We start from the raw sequence: 14,065 nt of genomic DNA, 5'->3' as shown, positions 1-14,065 counted from the left end.
GGTCACTTCCGCGCGTAAACTCCACCGAGCGGTCGTAAGGCGGTCCCCACCCCCGGACGGAGTGAGCCGTGCTTCCGCACTTCCCGTCGTTCCTTCACCGATTCGCCCTCGTGCTTCCCACGGCCGCCCTCGCGGTGCTTCCGTGGGCGGCCCCCATTCGCGCCTCTGACGACGAGCCGACCTTCTACGCCGACGTCCTCCCGATTCTCCGGGAGAACTGCCAGGCGTGCCATCGCGAGGCCGCGCTCAGCGCGGGGGGGATGCTGGCTCCCATGGCGCTCGAGACCTACGAGCAGGCGCGGCCCTGGGCACCCCTGATCGCCGAGGCGGTACGCGAGCGCCGGATGCCTCCCTGGGGCGCGGACGAGCGCCACAGGGGCACCTTTGTCGGCGAGCGGTACCTGTCGGAAGAGGATCGCGAGACACTGATCGCCTGGGCGGAGCAGGGGGCTCCGGAAGGGGATCCGTCCCAGGCGCCGGCGGCCGTCGCGGTGGCGGCGGGGGCGACGGAGACCGGATGGTGGCTCGGACAGCCCGATCTCGTCGTCGAATTCCCGGAGCCGGTCCTCGTGGGGGACGAGGTGGCCGACTGGCAGCCGACGGTCGTCGTCCCGGTGTCGAGGGAAGCCCATCCTGCACCGCAGTGGATCCAGGCGTCGGAGTTGAAGGCGGGCGGCGCTTACGTTCACCACATCGTGTCGAGCCACCTCGGCGTCGGCACGCCGGGGCGCGGGCCCTTCGTCTATCCGGAGGGGTGGGGCGTCCTCCTCCCGGTGGATCCGGTCGTGACATTCAACATGCACTACTACAAAGATCCAGGACCGGGGACCGCCGTCGAGGACGAAACCCAGGGGGGGTTCGTCTTCTATGAGCCGGGAACGGTGATCGATCATGTGGTCGAGACGGACATCAACAGCTCGGGCCGGGATCTCCTGATTCCGGCGGGGGATCCCAATTTCGAAGTGACGTGGGGACGCACCTTCGAGGAGGACACGTATCTCCTCTCGATGGGGCCTCACGCGCATTACCGCGGGAAGTCCTTCCAGTACGAGCTCGAGTACCCGAATGGTGACCGGGAAGTCCTCCTCTGGATTCCCGACTACGACTTCAACTGGCAGCTCCTCTACCAGTTCAATGAGCCGCGCTTCATCCCGGCGGGCTCGACGCTCCACGCGACCTGGTGGTTCGATAACTCGCCTGAAAACGAGTTCAACCCGGACCCCACGGTGGACGTGAGTTACGGGATCGAGACCTTCAACGAGATGGCCAACGCCCGGATCTATTACGCGTCGGCCACGCCGCGTGGGATCGTGGTGGGCGATCCCCTCCCGGAGGACATCGAGACCGCCGCTCGTGAGGCCGAAGACCGCCGCCGTCGCCAGATCCAGGCGACAGGGGCGGTCGAAGACCACAACTGAGCAGGCTTTACTGCCGCCCCGCCCCTCTCAGCGTGTCGAAGAGGGAGTCGCGCATCTTCTTCGCCGAGGTGGCCAGGTCGTCCACGAAGTCCTTGGCCCCCTCGCGGTATGAGGACGCGGCGGCCGAGAGGTCGCTTATGTATTCGGGCTCGGGCTCCCCGCGCCTCGCGTAGTTCCCCCTGAGGATTTCGTCGTACGCCCCGGTCTCGATCCAGGCCCTCAGCTCGGACACCCGCAGGACGTAAAACGGGTGGGTCGTGCCGAGGAGGTTCAGGACCTTGAAGACCGCCTCCATCACATCCTGGCTCTCCTGGTAGTCTTCCGCCTGTTCCAGGAACGCGGGGACGCTTGTGACCTCCGGAGCCCCGGGGCGACCGGACGCGAGCATGGCGTGATAAAGCGTCCCGCCGCCGCCCGCCATCGCCAGCATGGCGCGGTACACGATCCGGGGGTCCTGCACCCCGAGGAGCCCGGCGCGGTCGGAGGAGAGCTCGCTCTTCCGGTACCACTCGAGGAGCCCGACGAGGATCGCCCGCGCGGCGAGCCCCACGATGGGAAACCCGCGTTCCGCGAGCTGGACGAGGATGACGAGCATCGTGTGGTAGAGGACGTGGCCGCTCAGGATGTGACCGACCTCGTGCGCCATCACGTATTGCAGCTCATCGTCGTCCAGGAGGTGGATCATCCCCGAATTCAGGATGACGAAAGGCTGGTCCATCCCATAGGCGCCCGCGTTCACGACGGGCGTCTGGGAGATATAGAGAGGATATTCGTAAGGTGCGTCCATCGTCTTCAGAACTTCGAGGTACAGCTTGTGGACGCGGGGGAACTGGTTCCCGGAGACGCGCACCGAGTTGGCCTGGAAGGCGAGTCGGATCGGCTTTTCGCCAAAGAACCCGAAGAGCTTGCGGAGGACGTCGTCGAAGACGGGAATCCTGCGTAACGCTTGGAGCGCCGCCCGGTCCGCCGGATGCTCCCATGCGCGTGGAGAGATTCCAGTGAGGACGCGGCGTGCACGAGTTCCATCGCCATTCGCGCCGCCGGAAGAAGGACCGCCGGAAGGAGTTTCGCCGGAAGTCGGGTCGTCTGGGCGCATGAGGGGAGTCCGGGCTGAAGGGAGGGGAGCGCTCTTTCACCTGTACGGTTCGACCAGGGCGAAGTTTCAGATGGGCGCGCCGGACCCCGGTCGCCCCCTCGCGCCGGCCCCCCTACCGCAGCGTCTCCGCCAGATCCCTCAGCGACGCCGCGAGGAGGGCGCGCACGCGCGTGGGATTCCCCGTCTGCCCGGCGGTGAGCGCCGCGAGCGCCTCGGCGTCGAGCTCGGCCGCGGTCGCCACGAGCCGGTCGGCTGCGGCTCTCCGGTCGTTCCCCGCCGGAAGTCCCTCCGCCGCCGCCAGCGCCGTGGCGAGCCGCGCAACCATCTCCGGGGCGAGTGCGTCCGCCCGCACGAGTTGATCCAGGTACGACCGTGTAACCGCGAAGCTCACCGGCCAGACGATCTTCGGCTGATGCTGCGCATTGAATTGCTCGTAGCGCACGGATAGAGCGGCGGCGATCTCGTTCTGGGAAAGGTGCTGGCTCGGGAGGAGTCGCAAGACGTCGAGTCCCCGCGCCATCTCGGATCCGTAGACGAACCCGTTGTACCAGTATGCGGACCACTGTCCGCCACCCCCGCGCCCCTCCACGCTCACCGGGCCCCGGTCGAAATAGGCGATCTCGAAGGGCTTCCCAGTGTCGGTGAAGTCGAAGACCGAGATCCCGCCCTGATACCAGGCCTGAACCTTGATGTCTCGCCCCGGGACGGGAACGAGCGAGCCGTTGTGCGCCACGCAGTTCTCGAACTCGGTCTGGGGGACCGGGAGCTTGTAGTACCCCGCGAGCCTGAGCTCGCCGTCCACGATGTCGAAGAGGGCGTCCGCGCCCCAGGTGGGAGGATCCGTCGCGCGGCAGCGCGGTGAGCCGCCGCCGCCCCACTCGTCGGTGAAGACGACCTTGGTCCCGTCGTTGTTGAAGGTGGCCGAGTGCCAATATGCGAAGTTCGGATCCACCACGTCGTGGATCCGGACCGGGTTCGTCGGGTCGGTGATGTCGTACAGGATACCGTTCCCCTGGCAGGCCCCCCCGCCGAGTCCGATTTCCGGATAGGTCGTGATGTCGTGACAGGCGGAGGTGCTGGACGTTCTCTGCGTGCCGGCTCCGTGATCTCCCCCCGGCCAGAGCCCCGCGAGGTCCCCCGTAACCGGATCCGCGAATACGCGAGGCTGGTTCACGATGCGCGCGTCCTGCGGGCGCGCGAGCGGGACCTGGATCACTTCGATCTGGAAGTAAGACGTATTGGGTTCATCCTGAGAATCGGGACCCGAGCACCCACCCAGCTCTTCCGCGGGCCGGGGCGCGCTCGTCCCCGACACGTAGATGTAGACGTTTTCGTCGTCCCCGGGACGGCTCGAGAGGCTGTGCGTGTGCGACCCACGGCAGGTCTGCACCGCGGCGACCTGTACCGGATTATCAATGTCGGAGAGGTCGAAGATCCGAACGCCCCGGAAACGTTCCGAGCTCACCTCGTCCTCGATTCCCTGGTCGCCGCAGTCGAGACGACCGCTCGCGGCCTGCACCGAGTGGAAGAGGAGATTTCCATAAACCGAGAGGTCTCCCTGATTTCCCGGGCAGAGCACGGAGAGGTGGAGCGCCGGATTCGCCGGGTCCGAGATGTCGTAGATGTTGAAGCCGTTGTAGTTCCCCATGAAGGCGTAATTTCCCGAGAAGGCGAAGTCCGAGTTCGTGGAAAAGCCCTCGGGGCGGGGAAGGTTCGCGATCAGCTCCATGCTTCCGGCGGCCATCCCCCCGTCGTGGAGGCCGGGCGCGAGCCCGATTCTCGGATCCGTTGGATCCCACTCCCAGAGGGGAAGCTCGGCGTCGGCGGAGTTTCCCTGGGCCGCCGCGGAGTCGGAGGTCACGGCCTGGGCGGAGGAAGCCGACGGTAGGACGGCCAACATCGCTGCCGCGAGAAGCGCGAAGAGCACCTTGTTCATGGGGATCTCCCTCGAAAAAAGAGGTCGTTCAGTTTCCGTCGGTCAAGAGCTCGCGAAGCAACCGCTCCATCCGAGCGATCTCGATGCGCTGATCCGCCTCCACGTGAGAGGCGAACTGAAAGACTTCCTCCTCCTGAGCGGCGCCCGGGCTCGCGAAGAGCTCCGCCACCATGACGAGCGCGCCCTCGTGATGTTGGATCATCCCGGCCAGGAAGAAGCGGTCGAAGTCGGTGTCGCTCGATCCCCGCAGAGTTTCCATCTGTATCGGGGAGAGCATGCCGGGCATCATGTGATGCGCGGCCATCTCCGGAAGGGGGAGTCCCCGGCCCTCCAGCCAGCGGCTCATCAGGGCGATCTCGTCCCGTTGGGAAATGACGATCCTTTGGCCCAGAAGCACGATCTCACGTCGCGTCGTACGCCCGGGAATGAGCGCGCTCATCTCGAGTGCCTGCGCGTGGTGCTGGATCATCCCTTGCATGAAGGCGACGTCCGCCGCCGTGTGGGGAAGGATCGCCGTGACGGGCGTGCCATCCAGAACCCTCGTTTCCTGGCCCGGAGCGCCCGGGCGGACCACGGGGGAACCGGGCGGCTGGACCGCGCCGGCCGCGCACCCGACCACGCCCATCGCCAGCCCCACGAGGACGAACGCCGAGCGGGAAACCCGTCTCGCATCGGTCGGCGTCATCGGCGGGCCACTCTTACGGGATCTGGCCATGTCGAGCGACCCATCGTCATCTCACAGCGTCTCAGAAGCGCTCCACGGTCAGCGTGTAAGCCCCTTCCGCGCCGACCGCCTCGGTGGTCGCCTCGATGGTGTAGCAGCCGCCCGGGAGGACCCTGGCGATCGCCGCATCGAGTCCGTTCACGCCGCCGCCGTCGTTGTCGTCCGCGTCGAGGGTAGTGAAGGCCGAATAGAGCCAGAGAACCGAATCGAGCTCCGTCGAACGCATCGTGAAGCGCCATGTGCTGAGCGAGGGGACCTGAAGGACGTAACTGTCAACAAAGTCGCCCTCGAAATCCGTGAAGTCTCCCGGTTCCAGCATTCCTTCGATCACGGATCCGGCCTCCACAACGGTATCTCCCAGGCATTGCTGCGCCGGCGTCGTCGGGTCGCCGCTGCATCCGGAAAGCCAGAGGAGCCCCGCGGTCGCCTTCATGAGAATCAGGGTTCGGCGCCACATCGCGGGCCTTCCTCGCATTGGAGCGGATTTCGGGCCGCGGCGGCGCAACGGCGAGGGTGCAAGTTAGGCCCGTCCCGAGGCGGGAACAACTGCGCCAGGGCTCCAGTCCTTCGCCTCGATCGCGAGACGTTTTCCTGTAGCCCGTCGGCGTGATAGACTGCAAAGCCACACCGGCCTACCCGACCGCTTCTCCGAGGAGGAGGGATGTTCGAGCTGTCTCCGAAGGCGCAGGATCTCAAGTCCCGTCTGGAGCGCTTCATGTCGGACCACGTCTATCCGAATGAGGCGGAGTACGGGCGCCAGGTGGCGGACGGGAACCGGTGGGGAGTCGTTCCCCTCATGGAGGAGCTGAAGGAGAAGGCGAAGGCGGCGGGGCTTTGGAACCTCTTCCTTCCGGAGAGCGAGCACGGCGCGGGGCTTTCGAATCTGGAGTACGGAGCGCTCTGCGAAGTCATGGGGCGCGTCCACTTCGCACCCGAAGCCTTCAACTGCAGCGCGCCCGACACGGGAAACATGGAAGTCCTGGTCCGATATGGGACGGAGGAGCAAAAGGCCCGGTGGCTCGAGCCGCTCCTCGCGGGCGAGATTCGCTCCGCCTTCTGCATGACCGAGCCGGACGTCGCATCCTCCGACGCCACGAACATCCGCGCGAGCATCCGTCGCGATGGGGACGAGTACGTGATCCGCGGCCGCAAGTGGTGGTCGAGCGGGGCGGGGGACTCCCGTTGCAAGATCCTCATCTTCATGGGGAAAACCGATCCGGCGGCGGCCCGGCACCTCCAGCAGTCCATGATCCTCGTGCCCATGGACACGCCGGGCGTGAGAGTTCTGCGGACTCTCCCTGTCTTTGGTTACGACCATGCGCCTCACGGACACGCTGAGATCGACTTCGAGGACGTGCGTGTTCCGGCGTCGAACCTCCTTCTCGGGGAGGGAAGGGGATTCGAGATCGCGCAGGGTCGGCTCGGACCTGGGCGTGTCCATCACTGCATGAGAACGATCGGGGCCGCGGAGCGGGCGCTCGAGGCGATGTGCCGGCGCGTGTCGGAGCGGGAAGCCTTCGGGAAGAAGCTCGCGGAGATGGGGAGCATCCGTCAGGACATCGCGCGCTCCCGGATCGAGATAGACCAGGCACGCCTCCTGACCCTGCACGCCGCGGACCGGATGGACCGGGTAGGGAACAAGGAGGCGCGCGCAGAGATCGCGATGATCAAGGTCGTGGCTCCGAGCATGGCGCTCCGCGTCCTCGACAGGGCGATCCAGGCATTCGGAGGGGCGGGAGTGAGCGACGATGTCGGGCTCGCCGCCGCGTGGGCCGCGATCCGCACCCTGCGCCTCGCCGACGGGCCGGATGAGGTTCACCTCGAGTCCGTGGCGAAGCTCGAGCTAAAAAAACAGGACGGACCCGGCCGCCTCACTTCTCAATAGGCGGAGGGATCCGCGAGGCGGGGGCCCCCCTCAGTACGCCAGCGGGTCCGGGCGGATCTGGAACTTCACGATCCGGGAGAGGGCGCCTTTCCCCCCTTCGATGTGCCAGGGCGTGTTGGTGCCGAAGTCGGCCCACACGGCGCGCCCCTTCCACCCCGCATCGGGATCGTCGATGCGCCCGTCGAGTCCCCGCGAATAGAAGCCGAGAGGGTAAGGGACGCGCATCACGACCCACTCTCCCGAATCCGGATCGAGCGCGAGGAGGGCGTCCGAGGTCGTTCCGTTCGCGATCGGAATGTTTTCGCCGAGACCGAGCGTGTTGAACTGGTCCACCCAGTTGTAGTAGTGGAAATCCGATCCGCCGGGCTGGCCTGCGTTTTTCATCTGCGGGCCCGGCGCGGGGTACAGCGTCCACCCTTCGGCGCAGTGCTGCCCGGTCGCGTCCGGACCGCTCAGCACCGGGCACTTGCTCCGGTCGAAGCTCGCGAGGTGGCTGCTCCCAGAGAGAGCGGTCCAGATGACGCCGTCGCGGGTTACGTCCATGCCGCGCGGCGCGTATCCCCATTCACCCGGGGGCACTTCCGGATTGTCGAAGGGCGGCTCGTAGGCCTCGGAAAGGCAGGACTCGGGTGGGCTGTCGCCGGGATCGAGCCGGATGATGGTTCCCGGGACACCCCCGGTACGCGCGATCCAGATCGAGCCGTCCACGGGGTTCACGATGACTCCGTAAGCGAAGCCGGCGAGCCGCGTGTCGAGCGCGGGGTCGCGAGGTCCCGGGCCCTGATTCCAGGGGCGAGTGATTCGCCCGTCCCCGTTCGAGTCTATCACGGTCGGACACCACCCCTGCGAGGCGCCGGCGTCCCCCGTCTCGTCGAATCGCCGCGTGTTCAGCCATCCGATGACACTCCCGTCCCCGCTGAAGTAGAGGGTGTGGTCCTCGTCCTCCGCGAACTGGAGATGGTGAGTGGAAAAACAGGTGTCCACGAGCACGAAGCTGTCGGTCGCGGGGTCATAGACCGAGGCCTGGCGGTTGCCTCCACCGAGCGGGAAGTACTCCGCATAGGGATTCCCGGACCCCGCCGCGCACCAGTTCGGAGTGGTCGCGGGGGCTCGGACGTTCGAGGTAAGCCAGACTCGACCCCGGTGATCCATCATTGGATTGTGGACGTTCGCGGGTCCGTTCATGACCAACTCGTCGCCCCAGAAGGGAGACGGCTCCGGCCCGGGAACGAGGGGGAAGTACGAGGGCGTGTCGGCGTCGCGGACGGGGATCTTCAAGTCGCGCGCCTCGTGCGTGATGGGATCCACGATCAGGAGGCGGTCATCCGTCATGGAGACCCCGTATACGGGCCCGTTCGAATTCACGGCTGGATTCCGCTTATCGGTCGCGACCTCGTCGTGGACGTAAGAATTGGGGAACCCCCAATCCCACATCGTGAGGACGATGTTGCGTTCGACTCCTTCGGGGCGCGGTGGGGCCGGCGGGACCTCCCCGGCGGCGATCCGGTCGGTCCAGTCCGCGAACATCTCGACGCCGCGCGGACCGAACTGGCTCATCGCCGCGTTCATTCTCCCGGCGCGCTGGCCGAAGGTGACTCTGGCACGCCACGCGTCTTCGGTCGTCTCGAAGCGGTTCGCGATGTGGGCCACGCTGCGCGTCACCTCGTTTCCGAGCTGATGGCAGAGCTGGCACCCCTGCTTCATCTGGTCGATCCAATCCTCCTGCGTGGCCATCCCGGCGGGGATTCCGTTCCCCTCCGGGCCGGCGCCGGGGAACTCGCTTCGCGCCGGGACCTCGATGAGGGAATACCAATAACTCGCGGGATAGACCTGGGCGGCCTCCTGCGGGGTGTCGGGGTAGGCGGCCGCGAGTACGAGTTCGTGTCCCGGTCGTGCGGGAACGGGTTCGGTATCGCGCAGCCCGTATCCGCGGACCCACACTTCGTATGCCGCTGCGGGAAGCTCGGGGAGGACGAACCGTCCCTGATCGTCCGTCACGACGATTTTCGTGAAGCGGGTCCCGAGGTCGTCCGTTTCCGCGATGACCCAGACCCCCGCTTCGGGGCCGTCCCGGCCGTCCACGACACCCGTGATTCTTCCTCCTTCGCTCGCGACGTTCGCGACGCACCCGGTCCACAGGAGCGCTCCGGCGAGGAAGAGGACCGCGACCTTCGCCGAGGCCCGCAGGGGGGCTCGTTTTCCGGTCGTGGACTCGTCGAACGATGTTCGCATGACCGCCTCGGCGGATGGGGATGGGACACATCGAGGACGGGGCCCAAGGTAGGCACGGGGCAGAAGAGACGCCACGTTGGCTTCTGGCCGCCCGGCGGGCCCGTGGGTCCGCCCCGGCCGACCCCCCGATCGCGCGCCATCCCCTCTACTCACTCCTCTTTTGGGCGTCACCCCCTGGTTCGGGGACCCGCAACGTGGCGAGATTGTCCCGAATCGGTGTTCGGACCTCTTTCATGCGTTCGCCCTCCGCCCGGGGAGTCGAGATCGTGGCATCCTACAAGGCCCATCGCCTGCGCGCGTCGCGCGCCGTCCGGGTCGCGGTGACCTTCTTCGCAGCCGCATGCGGGGCCGAAGCGGGGACCATGCCCGCCATCGAGAGTCTCCCGGTCCTGGACGTGCGGCCCGCGATCCGAGTCGTCGCCTTGGGGAGCGACGCGGTGCTGCATCTCACCCTCGATGCCGAAAGTCGGATCTATCTGGTGGAGGAAGGCCAGCGAACCGTGCGGGTCCTCGACTGGTCCGGAGAAGTGCTCGGCCGGATCGGAGAGCGGGAGGATGGTGTCCTCCAGATGAGCCTGCCCCAGGACATCGGGTGGGAGGGAGATCTCCTCTGGGTCTACGACCGCGCCCGCTATCAGCTGCACTTCTTCGACGAAGCCCGCCTCGTGGAGAGTGTGACCTTCGGCAGCTTCGACCTGCCCGGTTGGGAATTCCCCTTCATCGCGGTCGGGGTCACCCCGGGAAGGAAGGCGATCGCGCTTCCCCTGATTCCTCAATGGGTCGAGGGAGGGCGTGCCACCCTCTCTTATCCGGTCGTACGTGCGGAACCCGGGGGTCCGGTCCTCGACACCCTCTGGACGGAGGCGGCGGGGATGAACGAGCTCGAAATCCTCTGGCCCGCGGGAGGCGGGACTGCGCCCGTTCCTCAGCCCTTCACCGAAAGCCCGGTCCGCGCCTTCGTCTGGTCTGATTCGACGCTGGTCGAGGTCCGGCACGAGCTCGACCCCCAGCCGGTCATCGTCGTGGAGCGCCGGGGGATGGACGGATCGGTCGCCTTCGCGACGCACATCGCCTTCGATCCGGATCCCCTCACGGAGGGCGAGATCACCCGTGCGGTGGAGGCCCTTGGCGCGGGTTGGGCAGAGGTCCGAAGGGAGCCGGAGGGAGAGATCCTCACCCTATTCCGCGAGGCACTGCACGTGCCGGCCGTGCGCCGGCCTTATCAGGCGTTGGTCGTTTCGCAGGAGGGAAGGATCTGGATTCGCATGACGCCGACGGCCGCGGAAGGAGGGCTCGGGGCCGAGCCCCCACACCAGGTCGGAGTTCCCATGGAAAGCCTCGGGGGCGACGCGGATGGGAGCCGCTGGATCGTCCTCTCGTCCGAGGGGAGGCCGGAGGGGCAAGCGGAGTTTCCCCGGCGCTTCGTCCCCATGTGGATCGGCGGCTCGCGCGTGGTCGGCGTGACGACGGACGATGACGGGGCGCACGCCGTCGCGGAGATCCAGGTTTCGGGTCTTCCCTGATGCGCTTTGGGGCCTTCCCTAACGCGGAATCTCGAGGTCGAGCGTCTCGCCTTCCCGGATCACGCGGAGGGTGATCGGTGCGGGAGAGCGCAGTTCGAGATCGAATCTGCCGGGCTCGAGGATGCGAGCCGCGCTTCGGCGGTTCATCGCCTGGCGCACTTCCTGGACCGTCGTGACCGCCTCACCCCCGACCTCCACGATGACGTCTCCCGCGAGAATCCCGGCTGCGGCCCCGGGGCTCCGGTCCGTAACCGCGGTCACGAGGACTCCGGCCTCGACTCCGAAGTAACGGGCCAGGGAAGGATTCAGGTTGGTGAGTTCGACGCCCGCCACGAAGCGCTGGCCCGTCACGGCCGGGATTCCCACGGTGACCGGCGGCCTTAGTGCATTCTGTTGACTAAAGCGTTCGAGAATCTCCGGAACCACCGCCCATGGCACGTCCTGGGCCGTCCATGGCACCTCGTCCCGCCGGTAGCTCAGCGAGTCCCCCCTCAGGACCCGGAGAGCCGAGTCGGCCCAGAAATACGCCTGCGCGCCCCCGGTGGTGAAGGGAAGCCCGGGGTCGCCGAGCATCGGCGCGGGGAAGCCCTGGCCGAGCTGTTCCCGCACGATGCGCTGGCGCTCCCGGAGCGCTTCCTGAAGCGCCGCTTCCGCCTGCTGGCGAACCTGCGCGTTTTGCTGCCGGACCTCCTCGTACTCGCGGCGCGCTTCCGCGAGGCGCTGTGCGTTCCGTTCGAGCTCCTCCTGCATCGCTTCCCGGATCGCCTCGAATTCAGACTGGCGTGCCTGTAAGACTTGCTGGACCTCTTCCATCTGCTCCCGGTTCAGCGTGTACAGGCGGGCACGAAGCGAGTCGAGCTGGGGCGCAGCAGGAGCCCGAACCTGCGGTGGGGCTTGCGGCGGCGTCTGGGCACGGGCACCCGCGGGTGCGGGTGCGGTCAGGAGAAGCGCGGAAAGCAGAGCCGTCGCGAAGAGGCGCATGGCCCCCGGAAGGGTCGGTCTCACACTCGGGCCGCGGGCGCCGGAATTCATTCTCTTTCTCAGGATTCTCTTTCTCATGATTTCGGTTCTCTCCAGGTGTCGGTCTCTACCGCAGGTCGGCGGCGGCCAGTGACAGCCCGTCGAGAGCGAGCTGGCGTTCGGCCACGGTATTGACGAAGACGCCGTTGAGGAATGGATCCGCCGGTGCCTCGTGGATCGCGGCTTCGGCGGCGGCCGCGATGATGTCCAGAAGCACGAGGCGCGTGAACGGATCCACGTAGGCTTCGGTTCCTCCCGTCCTGCCGAGGACATCCGCATAGACGAGAAGGGCGGCGACCTGCCGGGCCTGTGCCCGGCTCACGAACGCCTCCGCTTCCTCGAGCGTGAGCTGGTCTAGTTCCTCGAGCGTCAGCTGGTCGAGCGAAACTGCCGTCGGGACCGCGGTTTCTGCGTTCCCGGTGCCGCCGCGCCAACTCGCCGCCGCCGCCCCGAGACCCGCGCCCCCGAGAAAGAGGACGAGCGCCGCCGCCATGCGCATCCAGGGAAGGGCGGGTCGCGGCGCATATCTCGCATCGCGGCGCATCAGCCCTTCCTCGCAAAGCTTCTCCTCGAGGGCGGACCAGGAACCGCCCGGCGGGGAGAGAGACGGGAGACCCAGAAGGGCTTCCGTCTGGGCGCGGAGAGCCTCGAGCTCCGCCGTGCAGGTCGCGCACGACTCGAGGTGTCCGGCCTCCTCGAAAGAGGGTGCTTCATCGACGAGACGCGCGAGCGTCTCCGTGGTCAGGTGCGTCATGCTTCCGCTCCTTCGCGTTTCCAGTCGCTGGGCCGTCCGAAGCCCCGTGATTTCGCTTTAGTCATGTCCGATCGTTCCCCGTCGGGTGCCAGAGGCTTCCCGTCGCGTCCCGAAAATTCGCCGTTCTGGCTTAGAGACTTCCCGTTTTGGCCCCGAGGCTCATCGTTGCGGGCCCGAGACTCCTCGTTGCGGCCCAGAGACTCCTCGTTGCGGCCCCGCCGATCTGCATCCCTCGTGCGGGGACCCCGGGCGACGCCGGCGTCCTGGATGCCCTCGCTCCGAATGCCGTTTCCGAGGACTTCTCGCATTTTCGCTCGCGCCTTGAAGAGCTGAGACTTGGACGTCCCGGCGTTGATGTGGAGAACGTCGGCGATCTCCTCGTGTGTGTACTGTTCGACGTCGTGGAGGACGAGGACCTCGCGCATTCCGCTCGGGAGGCGAGCCAAAGCGGCCTCCAGGCGGCGGGCCAGGAGCGGGTCACCGGACGGCCCGTCGATGCCGAGTGGTTCCGAACCCGTCACTTCACGTTTTTCCCTCACATCCGCCTTCCTCGCCGCTTCGAGTGCGGCGTTCACCGCGATCCGATGTAGCCAGGTCGAAAAACGTGCGTCCCCACGAAAAGAGGGAAGTGCGCGAATCGCGCGAAGCCATGCTTCCTGAGCGAAGTCGCACGCCAACTCGGGATCGCCGGCTATGCGCCGGACAACCGCGAAGACGCGCGGAGAGTAGCGGTCGTAGAGCTGCCGGATCGCGTCGCGGTTTCCGGCGCGCGCCGCGGCGACGAGTTGCGCTTCCGTCATTCCGCTCCAATGCCCCGCGGTCGAAGACGGTCGCGGCCCCGATGTGGACCGCCGCACCGTTCACTTCCTGCACCACGCCACTTTCACCTCTTGCTCATTCCTTCCTTACACTGATTGAGATGCCTGAGGTCGGCGAAGGGTTGCAACCGCACCCCGTCCCAGCCTCTGATCGGATTGGCCGCTCTAGCCATGGCATCGCCCGAAGACCCGCTGGCGCCTCGGCTTTCCATCCATCCATCCCACATTCCCACGATCCACGGTCCCCCGTCCACGGTCCCACGCCCCACATTCCCACGGTCCACGGTCCCCCGTCCACGGTCCCACGGTCCGCGGTTCCACGGTCCGCGGTCCCACGGTCCCCTGGTCCCACGGTCCCCTGGTCCCACGGTCCCCTGGTCCCACCGTCCCACGGTCCCACGGTCCCCTGGTCCCACCGTCCCACGGTCCGCGGTCCCACGGTCCCCTGGTCCCACGTCCCACGTTCCGCGGCCCCCCGTTTCACCGTCCTCCGTCACACGTAGCCCTGGACGCGCCGACACTCGGATCGGCGTCGCAAAGTGGCATCCAGGCGTCCGACCGAACCGTGGACTTAGCCCGGGTGGATTCCGCGTCCCGTAGGCACATTACGCTGTCCCAAGCAGCCATGGACGGATTTGATGCGCGGGGGTTGGGGAGGT

Annotated in this window: 11 protein-coding genes; 3 read left to right on the top strand and 8 right to left on the bottom strand. The window is 67.0% G+C overall.

Annotation, left to right across the window (positions count from 1 at the left end):
* Positions 1-68 precede the first annotated feature (68 nt).
* On the top strand, positions 69-1,418 hold the full coding sequence (locus WEG36_06075) for a cytochrome c (protein MEX1257168.1): 1,350 nt from the start codon (positions 69-71) through the stop codon (positions 1,416-1,418).
* A 7-nt stretch (positions 1,419-1,425) separates the two neighbouring features.
* Here the strand turns inward: WEG36_06075 and WEG36_06070 are convergent, their stop codons facing one another.
* The 4 genes from WEG36_06070 to WEG36_06055 form a co-directional block, all read right to left on the bottom strand.
* Entirely contained in the window at positions 1,426-2,514 is a 1,089-nt protein-coding gene (locus WEG36_06070; GenBank protein MEX1257167.1) for a M48 family metallopeptidase, read from the bottom strand.
* Positions 2,515-2,626: 112 nt separating this feature from the next.
* Positions 2,627-4,450, bottom strand: a complete 1,824-nt coding sequence (locus WEG36_06065; GenBank protein MEX1257166.1) for a hypothetical protein — start codon at positions 4,448-4,450, stop codon at positions 2,627-2,629.
* Between the two features lie 28 nt (positions 4,451-4,478).
* Positions 4,479-5,135 carry a DUF305 domain-containing protein gene (locus tag WEG36_06060; protein ID MEX1257165.1) on the bottom strand — a complete coding sequence of 219 codons (657 nt, stop codon included), beginning with the start codon at positions 5,133-5,135 and terminating at the stop codon, positions 4,479-4,481.
* 61 nt (positions 5,136-5,196) lie between these two features.
* Entirely contained in the window at positions 5,197-5,631 is a 435-nt protein-coding gene (locus WEG36_06055) for a hypothetical protein (protein ID MEX1257164.1), read from the bottom strand.
* A 204-nt stretch (positions 5,632-5,835) separates the two neighbouring features.
* On the opposite strand from WEG36_06055, the gene WEG36_06050 reads away from it, so the two are divergent.
* Entirely contained in the window at positions 5,836-7,059 is a 1,224-nt protein-coding gene (locus WEG36_06050) for an acyl-CoA dehydrogenase family protein (GenBank protein ID MEX1257163.1), read from the top strand.
* 30 nt (positions 7,060-7,089) lie between these two features.
* Here the strand turns inward: WEG36_06050 and WEG36_06045 are convergent, their stop codons facing one another.
* The gene (locus WEG36_06045; GenBank protein ID MEX1257162.1) at positions 7,090-9,291 is read right to left on the bottom strand and encodes a carboxypeptidase-like regulatory domain-containing protein; all 2,202 of its coding nucleotides are present in this window, start codon (positions 9,289-9,291) and stop codon (positions 7,090-7,092) included.
* Between the two features lie 266 nt (positions 9,292-9,557).
* Between WEG36_06045 and WEG36_06040 the strand changes: the two genes are divergently transcribed.
* The gene (locus tag WEG36_06040) at positions 9,558-10,814 is read left to right on the top strand and encodes a hypothetical protein (protein ID MEX1257161.1); all 1,257 of its coding nucleotides are present in this window, start codon (positions 9,558-9,560) and stop codon (positions 10,812-10,814) included.
* A gap of 18 nt (positions 10,815-10,832) precedes the next feature.
* Here WEG36_06040 and WEG36_06035 read toward each other — a convergent pair whose 3' ends face one another.
* The 3 genes from WEG36_06035 to WEG36_06025 are packed head-to-tail and all read right to left on the bottom strand — an operon-like array spanning position 10,833 to position 13,388.
* The gene (locus tag WEG36_06035; protein ID MEX1257160.1) at positions 10,833-11,873 is read right to left on the bottom strand and encodes a PDZ domain-containing protein; all 1,041 of its coding nucleotides are present in this window, start codon (positions 11,871-11,873) and stop codon (positions 10,833-10,835) included.
* A gap of 28 nt (positions 11,874-11,901) precedes the next feature.
* Positions 11,902-12,588, bottom strand: a complete 687-nt coding sequence (locus WEG36_06030) for a hypothetical protein (GenBank protein ID MEX1257159.1) — start codon at positions 12,586-12,588, stop codon at positions 11,902-11,904.
* On the bottom strand, positions 12,585-13,388 hold the full coding sequence (locus tag WEG36_06025; protein MEX1257158.1) for an RNA polymerase sigma factor: 804 nt from the start codon (positions 13,386-13,388) through the stop codon (positions 12,585-12,587). The genes WEG36_06030 and WEG36_06025 overlap by 4 nt, the downstream gene beginning before the upstream one ends.
* Between the last annotated feature and the right edge of the window lie 677 nt (positions 13,389-14,065).

The sequence above is a fragment of the Gemmatimonadota bacterium genome (assembly GCA_040882465.1).
Lineage (GTDB): Bacteria > Gemmatimonadota > Gemmatimonadetes > Longimicrobiales > Gaopeijiaceae > JBBEBG01.
This window is presented reverse-complemented; position numbering and strand designations above follow the sequence as displayed.

Excerpts from the sequence above, each read along its gene's own strand:
- WEG36_06070 (MEX1257167.1), bottom strand. The coding sequence starts at position 2,514 with ATGCGCCCAGACGACCCGACTTCCGGCGAAACTCCTTCCGGCGGTCCT.
- WEG36_06045 (MEX1257162.1), bottom strand. The coding sequence starts at position 9,291 with ATGCGAACATCGTTCGACGAGTCCACGACCGGAAAACGAGCCCCCCTG.
- WEG36_06050 (MEX1257163.1), top strand. The coding sequence starts at position 5,836 with ATGTTCGAGCTGTCTCCGAAGGCGCAGGATCTCAAGTCCCGTCTGGAG.
- WEG36_06035 (MEX1257160.1), bottom strand. The coding sequence starts at position 11,873 with ATGAGAAAGAGAATCCTGAGAAAGAGAATGAATTCCGGCGCCCGCGGC.
- WEG36_06025 (MEX1257158.1), bottom strand. The coding sequence starts at position 13,388 with ATGACGGAAGCGCAACTCGTCGCCGCGGCGCGCGCCGGAAACCGCGAC.
- WEG36_06060 (MEX1257165.1), bottom strand. The coding sequence starts at position 5,135 with ATGACGCCGACCGATGCGAGACGGGTTTCCCGCTCGGCGTTCGTCCTC.
- WEG36_06055 (MEX1257164.1), bottom strand. The coding sequence starts at position 5,631 with ATGTGGCGCCGAACCCTGATTCTCATGAAGGCGACCGCGGGGCTCCTC.
- WEG36_06065 (MEX1257166.1), bottom strand. The coding sequence starts at position 4,450 with ATGAACAAGGTGCTCTTCGCGCTTCTCGCGGCAGCGATGTTGGCCGTC.
- WEG36_06030 (MEX1257159.1), bottom strand. The coding sequence starts at position 12,588 with ATGACGCACCTGACCACGGAGACGCTCGCGCGTCTCGTCGATGAAGCA.